The sequence below is a fragment of the Mesorhizobium sp. WSM4847 genome (assembly GCF_055811335.1).
In genome coordinates, this window is sequence record NZ_JBVVPY010000002.1 from 18960 (window position 1) to 38881 (window position 19922).

Here is a 19922-nt window from a genome sequence, read left to right on the forward strand (position 1 = left end):
ACGCGATGTCAGGCGCTGCAGGGCTTCTTGGTTCAAAACGACTGACAATGCCGCTCTTTGGAGTCCTGAAGGCGCCTGTCTGCACTGTGCAACCGCTCGTGTTTGTTGGCGAACCATTCTGGAGGTCGCGGTGCGGACCAAGCAGACATCAGCTCGGCGCGGAATTTAGCTGTCTCCAGTGGTGATTTGACCCACGTTCGACTGTAGCGGAGATGACCGCCATTGGAAGGTCAGCAATCACACCAATGGCAGGAAGATGTCGGTGATGGCTTCGTGCTCGGCAACCATCGGAACAAAACTCACCCGCTGACAGTAGAGGGGAAAATCCCGAAGGGCCTCACCGCTTGCCGGCAACCAGTCGCGATACAGGAATTCGATCGCCGGCTCGACATTTTCTGCGCCGATTGCGCGAAGCACGGCACATCGTCCGGCCGGAAGAACACCGGCTTCCACGCCCTGCACGTTCAGCTCGATTTTCCGATCGGTCGCTGCACAGATGTCGAGGCGGAATTCGTCCGGCGGCGTTATGTCGGAATCCGAATGAAACAAATTGTAGGTCGCACTGGACTCCGCGCTCAAACCTGCAGCCCTTCGCCAGGCGATGAATTTCTGGATAGTCTCGGCGACCAGGGCCGGATTGCCTCGGTGCTGCAGGACGGCGACGGGTGTTTCCGGCACGTCGATGATGTTGACGTCAGCCAATGAATACGCCGTTTTCATGAGCTTGCTCCTCGCGTTGGTCAATGGCCACAGGCTGGCAAACCACACCTCCCAGTCGGGCGTGTCCCGAAATGCGGAAGGCAATTGCCCAAAGCTTTTCCGAAACGCGCGGGCGAAGGCGTCGGGCGCATCGTAACCGACGTCCAGCGCGGTTTCGGTCACGCTCGCCTCGTCCTTGAAGGCAAGCACCTGTCCCGCCCGTTTCATGCGAACGAGTTGGACGTAGCGATGCACTGATATGCCGAAATATCCTCTGAATTGGCGGTGGAAATGGTACTTGGACAAGGCCGCAACGGCACTAAGCGTGTCCAGGCCAAGATCATCCTCAAGATGCCGGTCGATGTAGCTCAACACCCGTTTCATTCGCGCGTGGTAGGGATCTTGCCGCGTCGTCATCATGCTCTCCCGTGTGAGAGCAATCTGCCAGCTTGCGAGACAGCGCGCTCGACTGTTCTTGCTGAACACCCCTGTTCACTTCGATGCGAAGCCGTTGGCGGTGGAGCACTGCTAACCGGGTTCAGACCGGCAGGCGGAACTGTTTGCGCAAGCTCTTGTCGAACATCTCTGCGGGGGCAAAGCGGCGCAGAATGCTGACCTGGCGCGCTGCCTTGCCGACGGTATAGCGACGCCGCGGGCGGACATCGGTCGCCGCCTTGACCACCACATCCGCCACCACTTCCGGCGGATCGGCTTTGGGCATCACATCGCCCAGCAGCGCCTTGAGCCCGGCGCGCGCCCGATCGTATTCTTTCAACACCGAATCCGGCTCGATCCCGTTCTGGTCGAAGACGGTACGCACGAATGCCGGCTCGATGACCGAGACGCGAATATCGAAAGCACGAACCTCGTGATCGAGCGATTCAGAATAGCCTTCAAGCGCGTGCTTGACCGCAGAGTAATGAGCTGAGTATGGCGCCGGCACCAATCCCAGAATCGAGCCGATATTGATGATGCGCCCTTCGCCGCGCCGCCGCATCGACGGCAACACCGCATTGATCATGCGAATGACGCCGAACAGATTGACGTCGAACAGCGCCTGCACCTGTGCGACGGAGGATTCCTCGGCACCGCCAAGCAGACCGACGCCGGCATTGTTGACCAGAAGGTCGATCCGCCCGGTCTGCGCCAGCACGGTTGAAACGAGGGCGCTGACAGAAGCGCCATCGGTCACGTCGCAAACCAGCATGGTCACCCCGTCCGGGCCGTTGCCGACGGAGCGGCGACTTGTCCCGAAGACGGTGAATCCTGCCCGCGCAAGCGCCTCGGCGCTGGCGTGGCCGATGCCCGAGGAGGCTCCGGTCACAACAGCGGTTTTTTCGGAATTCGCATTCATTTCGTGCTCCAAATCGTGAGGGCCAGACTTCTCTCGCCGGTTGAATTATGATCATAATAACATATTACGATCATAATGCAATACCAGAAGGGAAAGGGCAGTCACGTGCTACGAAAAGGGCTGAAAGAACGCGTCACGGCCGGATCATGGGAGTTGCTGACCCATCCTGCGTCAGGACGATGTGAGGGCAAACGATCAACGCTTGTCCGCCGGCTGGCCGCTGGTCGTCGAAGGGATGCGGGCGATGACCTTGATCTCGAAATCGAAGCCGGCAAGCCAATTGACGCCCACTGCCGTCCAGTTCGGATAGGGAGGTCCGCCGATCTCCTCCGCCCGGACGGCCAGCACCGTTTCGATCTGTTGGTCCGGGTTGGTGTGGAAGGTGGTGACGTCGACAACGTCGTCGAAGCTGCACCCGGCGGCGGCCAGGACCGCGCGCAGATTGGCAAAAGCCCGCCGAACCTGATCCGCGAATGCGGGCTCGGGCGAGCCGTCCTCACGGCTGCCGACCTGCCCCGAGACGAAGAGAAGATCGCCGGAGCGAATGGCCGCGGAATATCGATGAATATCGTATAACGCGTGGCGTTTGGCCGGATAGATGGCGTCACGTGCAGGCATTTCGTGTTCCTTTCTGTCTTGAAAACGGCAGCGCGCCGGAGGCGCCGAGTTGATACAGGCAGGAGATAGGGCAATCGCATTACGCGCATAAGCCGTTGAAATCGGCATGAGGTGATGCAAAATTACCATCAATGCCCCGCCCGTCCCTCAACGATCTCACCGCCTTCTTGGCCGTTGCCACGCACCGCAGCTTCCGCCGCGCAGCGGACGAGATCGGCACGGCACCTTCCACATTGAGCCACACCATGCGCGCGCTCGAGGAGCGCATGGGAGTGCGCCTTCTCAACCGCACCACACGCAGCGTCTCGCCGACGGAAGCCGGTTTCCAGTTGCTCGATCGCCTTCAGCCGGCGCTCGCCTCGCTGGACGAGGCGCTCGACAGCGTCGCCGGGTTCAGGGGCAATGTCGCGGGCACCGTCCGCATCAACGCACCGCGACTGGTGGCCGGGCTTCTCGTTCGCGGGGTTCTTCCGCGGATGGCGGAGCGCCATCCGGACGTGATCGTGGACATCGTCGTCGAGGGGCGGCTGATCGACATCGTGTCCAGCGGCTTCGACGCCGGCGTGCGCCTCCTCGGATCGGTCCCCAAGGACATGATCGCCGTGCCGCTTGCACGCCGGTTGAGGTTCATCTGTGTCGCGTCGCCGGCCTACCTCGATCGCTTCGGCGACCCGGGAACCCCCGAGGAATTGCAACGCCACCATTGCATCGGCCACCGCATGCCCAGCGGCAAGCTTTACCGATGGGAGTTCGAACGCGCCGGCCAGGAACTCGTGATCGAGGCAAACGGCCCCGTCGTCCTCGACGACGAAGAACTGATGGTCGAAGCCGCAATTGAGGATCTGGGAGTCGCCTACGTGGCCGATTGGGCCGCCGAAGCGGCCTTGTCCGACGGCCGGCTGCGCAAGGTCCTGACCGCGTGGATGCCCGCTGCGGAAGAAGTTGCGGTTTACTACCCCGGACATCGAGCCGTACCGCCCGCACTGCGGGCCTTTCTCGATGTCGTCAAAGACCTGCGGAAGAAAGAACCTTAGCGACGAGCAGCCGCGCCATGACCGGTCGTTGGGCCGGGGGAGTCGGAGTGTTCAATTCATTCCGAACCAGTGTTTTGCCTCTGATCGTAGTGCGGACGAATCCTACATCGGGCCGATGACCAGTTTCGATTGGTCAGGCTGAAGCAGGCGATGACCCAAGTTGGTGTCGCAGTTGGTAGATACTCGGGATGCTGCTGCTAACCGCAGCCCAATGGACATCGCGGCGTGACGCAAATACCATCGGCTGAACCTACCCTTCAAGGCACCATCCAAGTGGCCGATGAACGCGCCAAACGTCGCCTCGCCGCCATAGCCATTGCCGATGTCGTCGGCTACTCACGCCTTATGGAAAGGGACGAGGCGGGAACGCTATCACTGCTGAAGGAGCGGCGTGAGATCCTTTTGGAGCCGATAGTTCGCGGCCATGAAGGTCGCATCGTGAAGGTCATGGGTGACGGCGTGCTAATGGAGTTCGCCAGCGCGGTGAACGCGGTCGAGGCGGCGCTGGACCTGCAGGAGAAGATGGCCGAGGCCAACACGCTTTTGAGCGAGGAGAGACGCATCCTTCTGCGCATCGGCATCAATCTTGGCGACATCATTGGCGAGGGATCGGACGTCTACGGTGACGGCGTCAACGTAGCCGCGCGGCTGGAGGCGTTGGCGGAACCGGGCGGGATTTGCGTCTCGGCCAAGGTTCGTGACGAATTACGGGGCAAGGGCACTCATGTCTTCGACGACATGGGAGAGGTCGAACTCAAGAACATTTCCAATCCGGTGCGCGTGTTCAGAATCGTGAACGGTGTGGCGCCGGCACCCGCCGGGCCTGCGCTGCCGCTTCCCGACAAGCCGTCGATCGCGGTCCTGCCTTTCACGAATATGAGCGGTGATCCTGAGCAGCAATATTTCTCCGACGGCATCACCGAGGATATCATCACCGAACTATCACGCTCCCGCGCGCTTTTTGTCATTGCCCGGAACTCGTCGTTTCAGTATCGCGACAAAGCCGTCGACGTGCGCCGGGTCGCGCGCGACCTTGGCGTGCGCTACGTCGTCGAGGGCAGTGTCCGCAAAATGGGCAGCCGGATTCGCATCACGGCGCAGCTGATTGATGCCGTTCCAGGCAATCATCTGTGGAGCGAGCGTTTCGACCGCAGCATCGAGGATCTATTCGACGTTCAGGACGAGTTGACACATACCGTCGTCGCAACCGTGGTGGGCCGGCTGGAGGACGCCGAAATCAGGATGGCGTCAAACTGGCGGACCGACAGCCTGCCGGCCTATGACTGTCTGCTGCGCGGTATTCAGCAATTGCGTGGGTTCGGCATGGAAAACAACCGTCGTGCTCGCGAGTTGTTCGAGCAGGCCGTTTCTCTTGATCCGCAATACGCTCTGGCCCACGCCTATCTGGCCTTGTCGCTTCTGGTCGAAAATAACTACGGCGCCGCGTCAGATGCGATCAAACAACGGGCATTGGAAGTGGCCATGACTGCGGTCCGGCTGGAACCGCGCGAAAGCCGATGCCACACGTTCCTCGGGCAGATCCACAGATTCCGCGATGAGTACGATCTGGCGATATCGCATCTCGAGAATGGTGTGGCGCTCAACCCCAACGACGTGGTCGGCATTGTCCACTTGAGCGCGGCGTTTGGCGTGTCCGGTCGCGCCGAAGAGGGCATCGAGCTGGCTCGCCGGGCCATCAGACTTGATCCTTACGTCAAGTTCGCCTGGGGTACCCTTGCCTTTTGCTTATACGCCGTGAGGCGCTATGAAGAAGCTTTGGCGGCAAACCGGAAGCTCGGGCACGAGCTGTCCCCGTGGATGATGGCGCGCGAAGCAGCGTGCCTGGCGCAGCTTGGGCGTCTCGACGAAGCCCGCGCCCGGGCCGCGGAGGTGGTCCGCCGCAAGCCCGGTTTCAGCATTCGGGCGGAGATGCCGCACTACAGATACCCTGCCGATGCCGAGCACCTACGTGAAGGCTTGCTGAAGGCAGGTCTTCCCGAATGAGTGAATTTCCACCTTGGTCCGCCGGCAGTCGAGCATGAGCGGCGGCTATTGAGAAACACGGGAATGACTGGTTTGGCGCAAAGCCGATGACGGCAAAGGGGCCGGAAGCCGTCGGTCCGCTTTGAGAGTTAAAGGCGCACAACGCGGACATTCTCCTGGATCAGGCGGCCCGGTTTTGAGCCATTTTAGGCATTCGACTTACCTTCTCTGGCACCAAGCTCCTTGAACTCCCGAATGTTCAGATTCCGGAGATGCGATCGGGCGCACCGATGGGCGCTAGGACCGGTTCAGAGCTAGGCAGGCGACGGACAATTGACTTGCATGGCCGACACAGCGCGAGCGAGAATGCCGCTCCTAGGATCGGCCCGCAATTCGTTCGACTTTAGCCAGGTCCAGTTGAGGAACCCGCCATGCGCGACATCGCCAAGTGGCTGGAGAGCCAAGGTCTTGGCGAATACGTGGAAGCGTTTGCCAACAACAAAATTGATGCCGACGTGCTGCCCAGCCTGACGAGCGATGATCTCAAGGAGTTGGGCGTTGCCGCGGTAGGTGATAGGCGCAGGCTTCTGAGGGCGATCGCCAGCCTTTCAGCGCCTGATATCGGGCAGCGTCACGAAGGGGCCGCTGCGCCGGTCACATCGGCTGAGCCCTCGCAAGAAGTGTCGCCCGAACGCCGCCAGCTTACGGTGATGTTCTGCGACCTAGTGGGTTCGACGCCTCTCTCGGTCGAGTTCGATCCCGAGGATGTGGCCGCCGTAATACGTTCCTATCACACGAGCTGCACAAAAATCGTGGGGCGATGGGATGGGCATATCGCCAAGTTCATGGGCGACGGCGTGCTGGTCTATTTCGGCTGGCCGCGTGCCCATGAGGACGATGCAGAGCGCGCCATCGAGGCGGGTCTTGAACTGACATTGGCAGTCTCGACGTTGGATACCGCCATTGGACGGCCTATGGCAGCTCGTGTCGGTATCGCGACAGGTCTTGTAATGGTCGGCGAACCGACTGGCACTGGAACGGCGCGCGAGAGCGCCGTGGTCGGCGAAACACCGAACCTGGCCGCGCGGCTACAAGGCATCGCGGAACCCGGAACTGTCGTGGTCGCCGCCAGCACGCGACAGCTACTTGGCAACCTCTTCGAGACTGCCGATCTTGGCGAACACCTCTTGAAGGGTTTTCCGGAGCCCGTACGCGCTTCACGTGTCCTGGGCAAGGCCGCCAAGGAGACACGCTTTGAAGCGCTGCACGGCCGGCTCCATACGCCGCTGATCGGGCGCGGCGATGAAGTGGAACAACTGACGAAGCGATTTCAGCAAGCGGAGGCGGGCGAGGGCCAGGTCGTTCTCATTTCGGGCGAACCAGGGATCGGCAAGTCGCGCCTTTGTGAGGCGGTGCGAGCCAAGCTGCTGCACCGGCCGCATGCGCGCCTGACCTACCAGTGCTCGCCGTCGCACGCGGACCGAGCATTTTACCCTCTGGTCACGCAGCTTGAACAGGCGGCCGACATTCGCCCGGACCTCGATCCGGGCGAAAAATTGCGAAGGCTGACGGCGATGCTTCCCAGGTCTGGCGAGAGCGCTCAGGTCCAATTGTCGATTCTAGCCGCTTTTCTCTCCATCCCGACGAATGGAGGAGAAGGCCCGCCGAGCCTGGATGCGCTTCAACAGACGGAACGAACCTTTGATGTGCTTATGAGCCTCTTGGAGGATTCCTGCGCCAAAGGCCCCGCGGTCATCACCTTCGAGGACCTGCACTGGTGCGACCCGTCGACGCTCGAGTTCCTCAACCGGCTCGTCGACAGGGTAGAGACCCTGCCAGTGCTGCTGCTCGTCACCTCGCGCCCCGGAATCAGCGTGGCATGGTCGGATCAGCCTCATGTCACGACGGTTTCGTTAAATCGCATAACCAGGCGCGAGTCCGAGAAAATGATCGATTCGCTTGCCAACTCCGACGTGCTGCCGGAGCGCGTCGTCGAGGAGATCGTGAAGCGGAGCGATGGAATACCGCTGTTTCTCGAAGAGATGGCCCGGACCTTGATCGAGGCACAGAACCAGCCGAACGCCGCCGGCGCGCTCGAGCGGGGCGTGCCGGCATCGCTCCAGGACATGCTGATGGCCCGGCTCGATCGGCTCGCCACCGGAAAGCGGGTCTATCAGACCGCGGCCGCAATCGGTCGCGAGTTCACCATCGGACTGCTCGAGCGCGTATGCGATCTCGATGGAGCCGCGCTGCAACTGGCTTTGGATGCCCTGGTGGAGGCCGAGCTGCTGGTCTCCCGGCAAACCGTCTCGGGAGCGACGTATGTCTTCAGGCACGCTTTGCTTCAGGACGCGGCCTATGGCAGCCTGCTGCGTGATACACGCAAGGAACTGCACGCGCGCATCGCCGCTGCGCTTGCACAGGCGGAAACCGACGATCCAGCATTGCTGGCGCATCACTACGAGAGTGCAAATGCCTGGAACGAGGTCTTGAACTGTCGGCTCCTGGCGGCGGCGAAAGCCGAGAGTCGCGGGGCTCGCTGGGAGGCGGCCGAGCACTACCGGCGCGCCACCCAGGCTCTCGAACGCCTTCCCGACACGGCGGCGCACCGGCAAACCTACGTCGAGACGGTCTTGGCGCGGGCCAGGAGCGGCCGGCAGTACGCGAGCAAGCAGGAACGTGCCGAAGCGCTTCACCAGGTCGACAGGGCAATCGCGTTTGCCGACGGGGACACCGCGGCCCTGGCGGGGCTGCAGTCCTTCAAGGGAGTGGATTGGCTGGAAGAGCCGTTGCTGGTCAGCGCCGAACGACATGCAGGTTTCGCGGATGCGGCGCGCCAGGCCGAAGTTGCGTTCCGCTATGCCAACTTCCTCGGCAATACCGGACGGCTTGAAGAATCACTCGGCAAGATCGAACGGGCCGCGGCGCTGCTGCAGGAAGTCGGGGCCCTGGAAGAGCTCGGTTCGCTCGCCGCAGGTGCGGGCCGTTGCTACAATGCCCGCGCCGGGCGGTTGCAGCGGTCTCTGCAATTCGCCGAGATGGTCCGGGAGATCGCCGCGTCGACGCAGGACGTCGAGGTGCGCTCGTGGCTGGCGATGGAAGCAGAGCCTTTGCTTTACAAGGGACTCTGGCAGCGGACGGTGGAGGTGGTCGAGCAGAACCTCTCCACGGCCCGGGAGAACGCGAGGTGGAGCGTTGTATTGTGGGCGTCGGGCTGGGCAGCCATCGCCTGTCTGAAGCTGAACCGGATTGCCGACGCAAGGGCCTTCCTGGATCCGGTGATGAAGACAGTGGCACGGCGGATAGATAACGATTTCTGCAAGATTTATCCACACATCGCCTTGAGCCAATTGCACCTCGCCGAAGGGGATGCTGCAGCCGGGCTGCAAGCGGCGGAACGCGCGCTGGAGCTCGCGGAGCGTGTAACGGCTAGGCTCGAGATTGGCGCTGCCCGTCGCGCGCTCGGCCAAGCCTACGAGGCCAGGGGAGATCGCCAATCGGCGGACGGGCAGTTCCGTCGAAGTGTTGACGTTCTCCAGACAATCCAGTCCCGACCCGAGCTCGCCCAAAGCATGCTTGCCTTTGGCAGATTTGAACTGGTTGCGGACAGAGATAAAGCAAAAGGGCTGCTACACAGCGCTCTTAAGCTGTTCAAAGAAATCGACGCAGACGGTTGGGTGGCGGAGACACAAAGCGCTCTTCTTCGCTGATCTCTTCAATCTGAGACCAGAAGACCATGCCCGCGAAACGATGACCGAGTGCGACTGTTCGCTTCTGTCGAGCAGCACCCTCCGCTGTTGGCGTGCTGTCTCAAGTCGCCGCCTGCGTTCGTTTTAGAGCAGCGTGGCTCTTCACGATTGGGCAGACATGACGCGCCTCTCGGACGGCCGTTCGGGGGCCGACAGCGGACTGGCAGCTTTGGCCCTCGGATCTTCAATAGCTGACCTTCAAGTCGGTGCGAGTAACGTCATGACGTGACCCGTTCCAGACCTTCCCGAGTATTGTCGCAAAGGGCTCGAACTTAGCCGTTCGCGACATTCCCAGGGTTGAGCGACCTGACTTTTTACCTGTGTCAGCGCAATCCCTCAGGCCGCCTCCCCGGTTCAATCGGATGTAGAATGCTTTCATTCTCCGCGCCGATGGACGCGGCAGGGGTTCCGTCCCCTGCGGAATCCCGATCTCACTCCTCGGCATGCGCTAGCTCCGCATGAGATTGATGCCTCGGACAAACACATCCGGGCTTCGCGCTGCGCTCGCTCGGTGCTAATCTGCCTCGGACTACACGGAGAGTGTCATGGACATTGCCGGGTGGCTCTCGAGCCTTGGGCTCGGCAAATATAGCAGAACCTTCGCCAGGAACGAGATCACGCCCGAAGTGCTCCCGCATCTCTCGGATGCGGACCTCAAAGCGCTGGGCCTCCCGATGGGCCCGAGAAAGCTCGTGTTGGCGGCGATCGCGGAGCTTGGCAAGCGCGATCCCGCCACAACGGCCGGAATTGAAACGACGCACGTAAGCGGCCCACCGCCTCGCCCGGAAGCTGAACGTCGCCAGTTGACGGTGATGTTTGTGGATCTGGTTGGATCGACCGCGTTGTCAGGTCAGCTGGACCCCGAAGAGATGGGAGAGGTGATCCGGAAGTACCAGCACGCGGTGGCCGAGGAGATCACGCGTGTGGATGGCCACGTCGCGAAATTCATGGGTGACGGGGTGCTGGCCTATTTCGGCTGGCCGCGGGCCCACGAGAACGAAGCCGAGCGGGCGGTGCGGGCCGGGCTCGCCATTGCCGGCGCGGTCGCCAAGCTCGCGACACCCGCGAAAGAGCCACTGGGCGCGCGGGTCGGCATTGCCACGGGTCTGGTGGTGGTAGGCGACTTGATCGGCGAAGGTGCAGCGCAGGAGGAAGCGGTAGTCGGCGAGACGCCGAACCTGGCGGCACGCCTGCAATCACTGGCTGAAGTCGGCAATGTGGTCGTGGCCGGAACGACCCGGCTGCTGCTTGGCGGGCTGTTCGAGCTGGTTGATCTTGGCACCCACGATCTGAAGGGGTTCGCCCAGCCGGTGCAGGCATGGCTGGTCATGGGCGAGAGCCGAGCCGAGGGCCGCTTCGAGGCGCTGCACGGGATGCGCTTCACGTCGCTCGTCGGCCGCGATCAGGAGGTAGCCTTGCTCCTCGACCGCTGGCGGCAGGCCAAGGACGGTAGGGGCCAGGTGGTGCATCTGTCGGGCGAGCCGGGCATTGGCAAGTCCCGCATCGCAATCGCATTGCGCGAGCACCTCCGCCGCGAGAAATGCTTGTCGCTGCGCTATGACGGCTCGCCCTATCACACCAACAGCGCTCTGTTCCCGGTGCTGGACCAGCTGCGTCGGGCTGCCGGCGTCGAGCGCGAGGATGCGCCAGAGGTGAAATTGGCCAAGCTGGAGGCATTGCTTCCCGCGGCTGAGCCTGACCCGAAATCGGCGATCCCGTTGATCGCTGAGCATTTGGTGATCCCGACAGGCGACCGCTACCCGGTGCCCGAGCTCGCCCCGGAACAGAAAAAGGCGAAGACGTTTCAGGCGCTGCTCGCCCAGCTTGAGGGCCTCGCGGCCAAGCAGCCGGTGCTCATGACGGTCGAGGATGCTCACTGGTTCGATCCCACCAGCCTTGAGCTGTTCGATCGCATTGTCGATCGGATCGAGCGGTTGCCGGTACTGCTGGTTGTTACCTTCCGGCCCGAGTTCGCGCCACGCTGGACCGGCCGACCGTATGTGACGCTGCTGACGCTCAGTCATCTCCAACTGAACGAAAGCGCAGCACTCATCGACCATCTCACTGGCGGCCGGCCGCTTCCCGGCGAAGTGCAGGCGCATATTCTCCGCAAGACCGAAGGCGTGCCGCTATTCGTCGAGGAACTGACAAAGGCGGTGCTCGAATCGGGTCTGCTGCGCGCAGCCGGTGAGCGCTATGAGCTTACCGGTCCGCTTCCACCGCTCGCCATCCCCTCGACGCTGCAGGACTCGCTTCTGGCTCGCCTTGATCGGTTGTCGCCGGTTAAGGAGATAGCGCAAGTCGGCGCTGTTATCGGCCGCGAGTTCAGTTACGAATTGCTTGAAGCGACGGCACGGATGGACGAGCCGAAGGTCAGGACCGCTCTGGCCGAACTTGTCCATGCCGAACTGGTTTTTTGTCGCGGCAAGCCTCCGGACGCCATCTACACCTTCAAGCATGCACTCGTGCGGGATGCCGCCTACGAGTCGCTACTGAAGAGCCGACGCCAGCAACTCCATTGCCGGATCGCCACGCTCCTCCGTGATCGCTTTTCCGAGCGAGCAGAGGCGGAACCGGAGGTTCTCGCCCACCATGCTACCGAGGGCGGACTGTTCGATGATGCGGTGTCGTCCTGGTACAAGGCGGGCCTCCGCGCCAATCGTCGCTCGGCCCACAACGAAGCCGTTGCGCACCTCTCAAAAGGCCTTGACCTCCTCGCCCAACTCCCCGACAGCCGGGCCCGCGACGATCGCGAGATCGATCTGCAGCTTGCGCTTGGCATACCCTTGGCATCGCTCAAGGGCTATGGGTCTGCCGGGGCCGTCGCCGCCTATACGCGAGCCTGCGAGCTATGTGCCGAACTGGGCAGCGAGACATCCAAATCCTTCCCCGCGCTGCGCGGCCTGTGCACCGGCCACCGAGCCCGGGGGCAGATGCACACGGCCACCGCCCTCGCTGATAAACTGATCGACATCGCCCGACAATCGGGCGACCCGTCCCTGCTGCTGGAGGCCCACCACGTCAATTGGACGACGCAACACGCGCTCGGCAAGTGGCGCTCGGTGTACGAGCACACCGACAAGGGTCTTCTCCTCTATCGGCCAGAACACTTCTCGCACGCCTTCGTCTATAGCGGCCACGACTCCGGCGTTTGCGCAGCTGCCAAGCAGGGCGTCAGTCTGTGGATGCTTGGCTTTCCGGACCGGGCGTTGGCCCGGGCGCGAGAATCCATTGTCCGGGCCCGCCAACTGCCTCATCCGCCCAGTTTGGAGCACGCTCTCTATTATGCCACCGTGCTGCACTACTTTCGCCGCGACGCCGCGGCGGCTCGGGAGGTAGTCGCGGCGAGGCTTCAATTGGCGCACGAGGTATCTCCGGCTTGGGTCACCAAAATCAATCTGCAGTTGGCCATGATCCAGGCCCTCGAGAGCGCACAGCAAGTTCCAGCCCCCGTCCCCGCCGCCCCGCCGCCGCTGCCAAACGAAATCCTCGGTGACGTCGAGGGAAAGGGCCTTTTTCTCTGTCTTTTCGGATGCGTGTGCGAACTGGCGAGCGAGGTCGACATGGGCCTGAGCCTGCTGCTGCCAGCAATATCCGAGGCGGAGGCTACTGGCGCGCGCCTCTGGGAGTCGGAATTTAGTCGACTCACTGGAAATCTCCTGCTCCTGGCAAAACCCCGTGACTCCGAACAGAGCGAGGCGCATTATCGCCGTGCCATCGAGATCGCTCGCGAACAGCAGGCGCGATCACTGGAGTTGCGCGCGTCGATCTCGCTCGCCCGCCTGTGGGCCGTCCGCGGCGATCGGCAAGAGGCATACGACCTGCTCGCGCCGACCTACGCCTGGTTCACGGAAGGCTTCAACACGCGCGACTTGATCGATGCGAAGGCGCTTCTGGACAGCTGTGCATCGTCGTGATCTTAGCCAACGTCACAATGGGAGGAAGTCATGACCCTCTACAGAAGCAACGGCGACCGGGTTCCCCATCACATTCGCCAACTGGCGAAGGACGCCAGGGCCTGCAAGATCGACCGCCGCGAGTTTCTGGCGATCGCATCCGCCTTCGGTGCGTCGACGGCGATGGCCTACGGCATGATCGGGCTTGCCGCGCCGACCAAGGTGGCCGCGCGGGAGCCCAAGAAGGGCGGCGTCATCAAAGTCGCCATGTCGATCAAGGCTCCAAAGGATCCGCGCAGGGCCGACTGGTCCGAAATTACCAACGCCCAGCGTCAGACGCTCGAGCCCCTGGTCAAATACACGCGCGATTTCACCTTCGAGCCCTATCTGCTGGAAAGCTGGGAGGTGAACGACGACGCGACCGAATACACGCTGAAGGTCCGTCCGGGCGTCACCTGGAACAATGGCGACACATTCAACGCCGATGACGTCATTTTCAATTTCACCCGCTGGGCCGACAAGTCGGCTGAAGGCAATTCCATGCCCGGCCGCCTCGGCACGCTGGTGGACGACGCTTCAGGCAAGCTGCGCGAGGGGTCGATCGAGAAGGTCGACGATATTACGGTGAAGCTGAAGCTAACCAAGCCGGACATTGCGCTCATTCCGAACCTGACCGACTATCCGGCCCTGGTGGTGCACCGCAGCTTTGACGAGACTGGAGCCAATTTCGTCCAGAACCCGATCGGCACCGGTCCGTTCGAGCTCGTCTCCTTCGACGTCGGCCAGAAGGTGGTCTACAAGCGCCGCGAGAACGGCGCCTGGTGGGGCGGCGACGTCATGCTCGACGGCGTCGAATTCATCGACTACGGCACCAATCCTTCAGCGATGGTCTCAGCCTTTGAAGCCGGCGAGGTCCACACCAACCACGAGACCACGGCCGACTATGTGCCGATACTCGATGCGCTCGATCTGGTTAAATCGGAAGTGGTGACCGCCGCCACGATCGTGGCGCGCACCAACGTCACCAACAAGCCATATGACGACCAGAAGGTCCGCCAGGCCCTGCAGCTCTCGGTAGACAATGCCGTCGTGCTCCAGCTCGGATATGGCAATGCCGGCGAGCCGGCCGAAAACCACCATGTCTGCCCGATCCATCCCGAATATGCCGAGATGCCTAAGGTCGCCCGTGACATCGAGAAGGCCAAGGTCCTGATGACCGAAGCCGGGCAGATCGACTTCGAGCACGAGCTGATCACACTCGATGAGGACTGGCTCAGGAACACCGGCGACGCCATCGCCGCCCAGCTCCGCCAGGCCAGCATCAAGGTCAAGCGGTCGGTGCTTCCGGGCTCAACCTTCTGGAACGACTGGACCAAGTATCCATATTCCCTGACCAACTGGAACATGCGTCCGCTCGGCATCCAGGTCATCTCGATCGCTTATCGCACCGGCGAGGCATGGAACGAAGCGGCCTACTCCAACCCAGATCTCGACGCCAAGATCGGCGAAGCGCTGTCGATCGCGGACGCCGAGAAGCGCAAGGTGGTGATGGCCGACATCCAGAAGATCCTGCAAGATTCGGGCATCATCATCCAGCCTTTCTGGCGCAAGCTCTACAACCACTCGGTCGCTTCCGTGAAGAACCACGGCATGCATCCGACCTTCGAGCACGACTTCGGCAAGGTTTGGCTTGATGCTTGAGCCTGGAGGAACTGGGAGGCGCTCGTCCGGATTTCCGAGGCAACGGCTGCTTTCCGGCCATACTCAGTCCTTAAAATCACATGTTCAAATGGCAGCTCCTGGCGCAACGTCGACCTACAGCGTGTTGCCCATGATGTCCGCTTTCGGGAAGCGGCAAAACTCATCTGTACGGCCGAGATGGGGCGCAAAGCCGTCATTCGTGGCCGACCGCTTTGATCTTCGGACTTGTCGATTGGTTGCACTGGCGCTTCCGTCGGACGAAGATTGACTGGCGGGATGATGTCATCCGAGTCCTGCAGGGCGAGCTAACCAGCGGACCGGGCCCACTGGTCTGGATAGCGAAACTACGCACTCGTCTGCATCGAGCTCAGTAGGCGTCGCTCTTCTTCGACAATATAATCGCGGATGATTGGGACATCGTCACGGCGAGCCGAGATCAGTATCTGGAAGACAAAATTTGAACCGTTTAGGAAGCCGAGTTCGGCCGACGCCAGATAGAAATCCCACATACGGCAGAAGCGTTCGCCCATCATGGCGACTGCCTCCTCGCGCCGGGCCTCAAACCGAGACGCCAATCGTGGATCGTCCAGTAATAGTGCAGCCGCAAATTTTCGCAGTCGGCGCACCAGATCCCCGTGCGCTCCAACGAGGCAAACACCTCTGACAAAGCCGGCACATACCCACCTGGAAAGATATACTTGCGGATGAACGGCGCCGTCGTACCAGGCGGTGACATGCGTCCGATCGCATGAACCAATGCGAAGCCGCCCTCCTTCAACAATCTACCAATGGTCGTGAAATAGCTGTCGAAATGAACGACGCCCACGTGCTCCATCATTCCGATCGAGACAACACGGTCGAACTGTCCGCTGACCTCGCGATAGTCGACCTCGCGAAAATCGATCTGATGAGCGACCCCGGCCTCGATCGCTCGAAGCCGAGACGCCGCCAATTGCTCCGTCGAAACGTTGATCGCCGTGACCTTCACGTCGCAATACTTGGCGAGATAGATGGCGAGAGTGCCCCAGCCTGAGCCGATTTCCATCACATGCATGCCCGGCTCTAGCTTGAGCTTCGCGGCAATGTGGCGATGCTTGTCCATCTGCGCTTGCAGCAGATTGTTGTCCGGTGCCGTATAATAGGCGCACGAATAGGTCATTGTCTCGTCGAGCTGCCATAGCTCATAAAATTTCGTCGGGATGTCGTAGTGATGCTGAACGTTTTTTGCGGCGAGACCGGGGCCGCCTGCCCCGCGATCGGAAATGTCTGCCCTGGATGTCCAAGGTGGTCGCCGGCAGCGTCTGCTATCCGGCAATCGCAAAGATCGCCTCAAGGGCGGACATGCGGCGCAAAGCAGCCATGCCGCCGTCGCGTGTGAGACTCTGCTTCCGTGACAAGCAGAACAGCAGCCCCTACGGCTCGTCCCTCTCATCGCGCAAATTAGACACAACGCGGCGGTTCTGCGACCTGCAGGCGGTGTCGGGGCAGTCGCGGACGAGCCTGTCCTTGCCGTAGCCCTTGGCCCACATGCGGTTGCGGTCTATGCCGCCGGCGGCGAGGTAGTCCATCACCGCATCGGCGCGCTGCTGCGACAGCGCCGTTTCACTTGCGCCGGGATCGTCGGCGAAACCCTGCAGCTTGAGCAGCCAGCGCGGATGCTTTGCTAACCAGGCGATCTGGGTGTCGAGGGTGGCCTTGGCGACAGAATCGAGCGCGGCCGAACCTTGCGTGAAATAGGTGCGGCGGCCGACATTGAGGATAAAATCCTCCTCGCTGCCCAGCTGCACGTTCTGAAAGCCGGCAACCTCGGTGTTGGTGATGTCGGGCGTGGAAGGGGCCAGCGTGTTGCTGGTCGAGCAGGATGCGGCCAGCACCAGCAGGCCGGCGGCGAGCAGCCCGCGCGTGTTCTCAATCATGCGGTTCATGAGGCGCCAATCATTCGACAGTGGTGGAAGCGGGCGCCTGGTCGGCGATGTGCGGCAGGACCTGCACCGCGGTGCCGATCGGGCAGCGCTGGTAGAGGTCGATGATGTCTTCCGGGAACATGCGGATGCAGCCGCTGGAAGCGTCCGTGCCGATGCTCCATGGCTCCAGCGTGCCATGCAGGCGGTAGCCGGTGTCGGCGCCGTTGCGGTGCAGATAGAGCGCGCGCGGCCCGAGCGGATTGTTGGACGCGCCGCCTGCGACCATGTGCGGTAGGTCCGGCTTGCGCTTACGCATTTCGGGGGGCGGGACCCATTGCGGCCACAGCGCGCGGCGGTCGATCGTCGCGCGGCCGTACCATTTGAAGCCGTCCTTGCCGACGCCGACGCCGTAGCGGATGGCGGTCTTGTTTTCCATGATGACGTAGAGGAAGTGGTGGCGGGTATCGACCACGACGGTGCCGACCGGCTCGCTGCTGAAATACTTGACGATCTGGCGATGCCATCTCTTGTCGATCTTGGCGAAGTTGGTCTTGCGATAGACAAAATTGTTGTCGCTGGCGGTACCGGCGAAAAAGGATTTTGCCGCCGCGGCTTGAGCAATATTGCTGGTTGCACCCACCGCGACCAGCGCCAGGCCGCTGAGCACGACACCCCTGCGTGATAAAACCATCGGCAATATTCCCCCCCATGCCAAAAGCTTGGCGGACCATAGTTGAGAATTACTTCGCCTCAAAGTGGAAAATTCTGCGTTGCTTCAGTCCGCCGTGTCCGGACATTCGGCAATTTGGCGGCGAGTGACCGAATTGTGACAATCTTGCCGAGGACGAACGTCTAACCTAAACCCCATCCAGGACCTTAACCAAATTGGCGCGACTGTTTGGGACCGAGCGTAGTTGCGACATTGCCCTATCCGGACGTGTGAGCAATGCCCACCAGCAGATTCAAAATCTTGCGGAAGCCGTGCGCCTCATAGATGCCGATCCAAACCAGGGCGTTGCTACTGCCGCGGCCGCGCTGGGGCTGTCCTATTCTTCGCTCTATCGACTGTTCCGAAACCTCGTGGGCCTTTCACCAAAACGATACGCGGGCGTCATGCGCTATTATCGACTAGTTGGGGCTCTGCTGGCCGACGCGCCCGCCGGCGGACTGGCGCAATTGGCCGCCATGCAAGGCTATTTCGATCAAGCCCATGCGAGCCGCGATTTCCGGCGTTATACAGGCATCGGGCAAGCCGAATTCCGGCGCCATTTAAACGGAATTGCCAAGTTGATGAACACTCTTTGAACATCTGCACAATCGCGTAGGCGCATGCAGCCTGTGTCGACGGCTCTGTCGCTCAGGATGCGCCAGCGGCGGCATGCTCACCACAGGAGATATAAAATGGCCGACATGACAACACCCCACACCGCGCTTCTCGCGGCCCTCACGACAGAGCATTTCGTGCAGCAATCGGCGATCAGCGCAACCATCAGCGAAATGGCGTCGCGAACGACCATCTACATCATGTCTCTATCGAGCGCTCTAGTGGCGACGGGCTTTGTCGCGCAGTCGCCTGAATTCCTTCAGCCGTTTCTCCTAGCCGTGCTGCCATCGCTCTTTTTGCTGGGTAGCTTCACCGTCTTAAGGTTGATCGATATAGCCGCCGAGAACATGCAGGCCCATATCGGCATCGCCCGGATCAGGGCCTACTACCGAACTCTGGGGGAGGATGCTGCTTTTCAGTTTTCCAAAGAGTTCGGGCGTTGGCCAGAAAACGACGCCGAACCGTCGCTGCGTGCCGGGCCGCTCCTGGCGCATCTGACCACAGCCGCGACGATGATCGCTTTCGTAAATGCCATTGTCGCGGCGGCGGGCGTGACCCTTCTAGCACTATATGTCGGATCAGCGTTGGCGCCTGCACTGTGCCTTGGTGCCGGCACAACAACCGGCTTGATGATACTATTCTATTGGTACCAACGCCTTCGAACGAAAGGCATGGTCCGTCTCGCCAAAGCTTATGGCCCTGAAAAGAGCGTTCTTTGAGCGGGAGGTCAATGCAGTCGGGGTGATACAGCGCATCCGGGCTTTGTCGCCTATCGCAGGCCACTTCAACTGGCCGGCAACACAATGACCGCTTTGAAAGCCGGGCCCACCGCAGCCCCGCGGCACTACGCGGCTAAGCCAACTCTTTCATGACCTTGACAGGAGGTTACGGCTGGTTTGTGAAGGCTAAGCGCAGAACGTCGACTGTCCGCAATCCCACGCGGATTGAATAGGCAGCTCTCAGGGTCAGGTTGCGGGCACATAGGCGCAAAGCCAAAGGGGCCGGGCAGTGGGAGCTGACAGCTTCTGGACAAGGTGGCGCTCACACGCCCGCACCGAGTCTCCGATCGGCGGCAGAACCCCGCAATACGACAGAATGTAAGTTGCGTACCGTAGGCCGCGCGCGACCCTCGGACGACCTTGGTTAGCAACCTCAAGAAGGGCTACTCATGAGCGACATCACCTTAATCGGACTTGGACCCATGGGGTCTGCGCTTGCTCCGCACTCCTTTCCCAGGGCCATGCCCTAACTGTTTGGAATCGGACTGCAAGTAAGGCCGATGCCCTGGTGGAGGCGGGAGCGCTTCGCGCAGAGACCCTCGCCAGCGCGGTTGGTGCCAGTCCGCGGATCCTGGTGTGCGTTTCTGGATATGAGGCCGCGCCTGACAGAAGACGCCATAAGAGAAGGTCACGGAGCCGACAACCTCGCCAGGCTTATCGAAGTCATAAGAAAAAGGGACTGAGAAAGCGGATGTGGAGCGTTCACGGGAACGTAGCGCCCCTTTCGGGGCGAACCAGTGGGCGGACACCTCCCAATCACGGAGGAGCGGCGATCTGAGCGGACCGGCAGCTTTTGTGCACTGGCGAGAGATTGCTCAACGGCCGGAGTTAGGCGCAAAGCTGTCATTCGTGGCCGACCGCTTTGATCTTCGGACTTGTCG

Annotated in this window: 14 protein-coding genes and 1 pseudogene; 8 read left to right on the plus strand and 7 right to left on the minus strand. The window is 61.5% G+C overall.

Annotated features, from left to right (window positions below; genetic code table 11):
- Window positions 1-237: 237 nt before the first annotated feature.
- The 3 genes from AC0L28_RS02800 to AC0L28_RS02810 all read right to left on the minus strand — a co-directional run bounded on the left by AC0L28_RS02800 (window position 238) and on the right by AC0L28_RS02810 (window position 2671).
- Entirely contained in the window at window positions 238-1116 is an 879-nt protein-coding gene (locus tag AC0L28_RS02800; RefSeq protein WP_473475811.1) for an AraC family transcriptional regulator, read from the minus strand.
- A 121-nt stretch (window positions 1117-1237) separates the two neighbouring features.
- Window positions 1238-2053 (minus strand): oxidoreductase, encoded by an 816-nt coding sequence (locus AC0L28_RS02805; RefSeq protein WP_473475432.1) that lies wholly within the window; start codon window positions 2051-2053, stop codon window positions 1238-1240.
- Window positions 2054-2248: 195 nt separating this feature from the next.
- The gene (locus AC0L28_RS02810; protein WP_473475434.1) at window positions 2249-2671 is read right to left on the minus strand and encodes a RidA family protein; all 423 of its coding nucleotides are present in this window, start codon (window positions 2669-2671) and stop codon (window positions 2249-2251) included.
- A gap of 131 nt (window positions 2672-2802) precedes the next feature.
- Between AC0L28_RS02810 and AC0L28_RS02815 the strand changes: the two genes are divergently transcribed.
- The 5 genes from AC0L28_RS02815 (at window position 2803) to AC0L28_RS02835 (ending at window position 15034) form a co-directional block, all read left to right on the plus strand.
- Complete coding sequence (locus AC0L28_RS02815; RefSeq protein WP_473475436.1) at window positions 2803-3705, plus strand: LysR family transcriptional regulator; 903 nt, start codon at window positions 2803-2805, stop codon at window positions 3703-3705.
- Between the two features lie 273 nt (window positions 3706-3978).
- Entirely contained in the window at window positions 3979-5709 is a 1731-nt protein-coding gene (locus AC0L28_RS02820) for an adenylate/guanylate cyclase domain-containing protein (protein ID WP_473475438.1), read from the plus strand.
- Window positions 5710-6119: 410 nt separating this feature from the next.
- The gene (locus AC0L28_RS02825) at window positions 6120-9398 is read left to right on the plus strand and encodes an AAA family ATPase (RefSeq protein ID WP_473475440.1); all 3279 of its coding nucleotides are present in this window, start codon (window positions 6120-6122) and stop codon (window positions 9396-9398) included.
- Window positions 9399-9982: 584 nt separating this feature from the next.
- Window positions 9983-13354 (plus strand): adenylate/guanylate cyclase domain-containing protein, encoded by a 3372-nt coding sequence (locus AC0L28_RS02830; RefSeq protein ID WP_473475442.1) that lies wholly within the window; start codon window positions 9983-9985, stop codon window positions 13352-13354.
- Between the two features lie 30 nt (window positions 13355-13384).
- A complete protein-coding gene (locus AC0L28_RS02835) occupies window positions 13385-15034 on the plus strand; it encodes an ABC transporter substrate-binding protein (RefSeq protein ID WP_473475444.1) in 1650 nt (549 codons plus the stop codon).
- 344 nt (window positions 15035-15378) lie between these two features.
- Here the strand turns inward: AC0L28_RS02835 and AC0L28_RS02840 are convergent, their stop codons facing one another.
- From AC0L28_RS02840 to AC0L28_RS02855, 4 genes are read right to left on the minus strand one after another with little or no spacing between them, the layout of a single operon-like run.
- On the minus strand, window positions 15379-15567 hold the full coding sequence (locus AC0L28_RS02840) for a hypothetical protein (protein WP_473475446.1): 189 nt from the start codon (window positions 15565-15567) through the stop codon (window positions 15379-15381).
- Entirely contained in the window at window positions 15564-16466 is a 903-nt protein-coding gene (locus AC0L28_RS02845; RefSeq protein ID WP_473475447.1) for a class I SAM-dependent methyltransferase, read from the minus strand. The genes AC0L28_RS02840 and AC0L28_RS02845 overlap by 4 nt, the downstream gene beginning before the upstream one ends.
- Window positions 16447-16959 (minus strand): OmpA family protein, encoded by a 513-nt coding sequence (locus AC0L28_RS02850; RefSeq protein ID WP_473475449.1) that lies wholly within the window; start codon window positions 16957-16959, stop codon window positions 16447-16449. Before AC0L28_RS02850 ends, AC0L28_RS02845 begins: the two co-directional genes overlap by 20 nt.
- A gap of 10 nt (window positions 16960-16969) precedes the next feature.
- Entirely contained in the window at window positions 16970-17629 is a 660-nt protein-coding gene (locus tag AC0L28_RS02855; protein WP_473475451.1) for a L,D-transpeptidase, read from the minus strand.
- A gap of 194 nt (window positions 17630-17823) precedes the next feature.
- Here AC0L28_RS02855 and AC0L28_RS02860 point away from each other — a divergent pair, with 194 nt between their 5' ends.
- The 3 genes and pseudogenes from AC0L28_RS02860 to AC0L28_RS02870 all read left to right on the plus strand — a co-directional run.
- Window positions 17824-18243, plus strand: coding sequence for a helix-turn-helix domain-containing protein (locus AC0L28_RS02860; protein ID WP_128169604.1), 420 nt, complete (start codon window positions 17824-17826; stop codon window positions 18241-18243).
- 96 nt (window positions 18244-18339) lie between these two features.
- The gene (locus tag AC0L28_RS02865) at window positions 18340-18981 is read left to right on the plus strand and encodes a hypothetical protein (RefSeq protein WP_128247243.1); all 642 of its coding nucleotides are present in this window, start codon (window positions 18340-18342) and stop codon (window positions 18979-18981) included.
- A 508-nt stretch (window positions 18982-19489) separates the two neighbouring features.
- Window positions 19490-19819 (plus strand): annotated as a pseudogene (locus AC0L28_RS02870) (NAD(P)-binding domain-containing protein); the annotation flags it as partial.
- Between the last annotated feature and the right edge of the window lie 103 nt (window positions 19820-19922).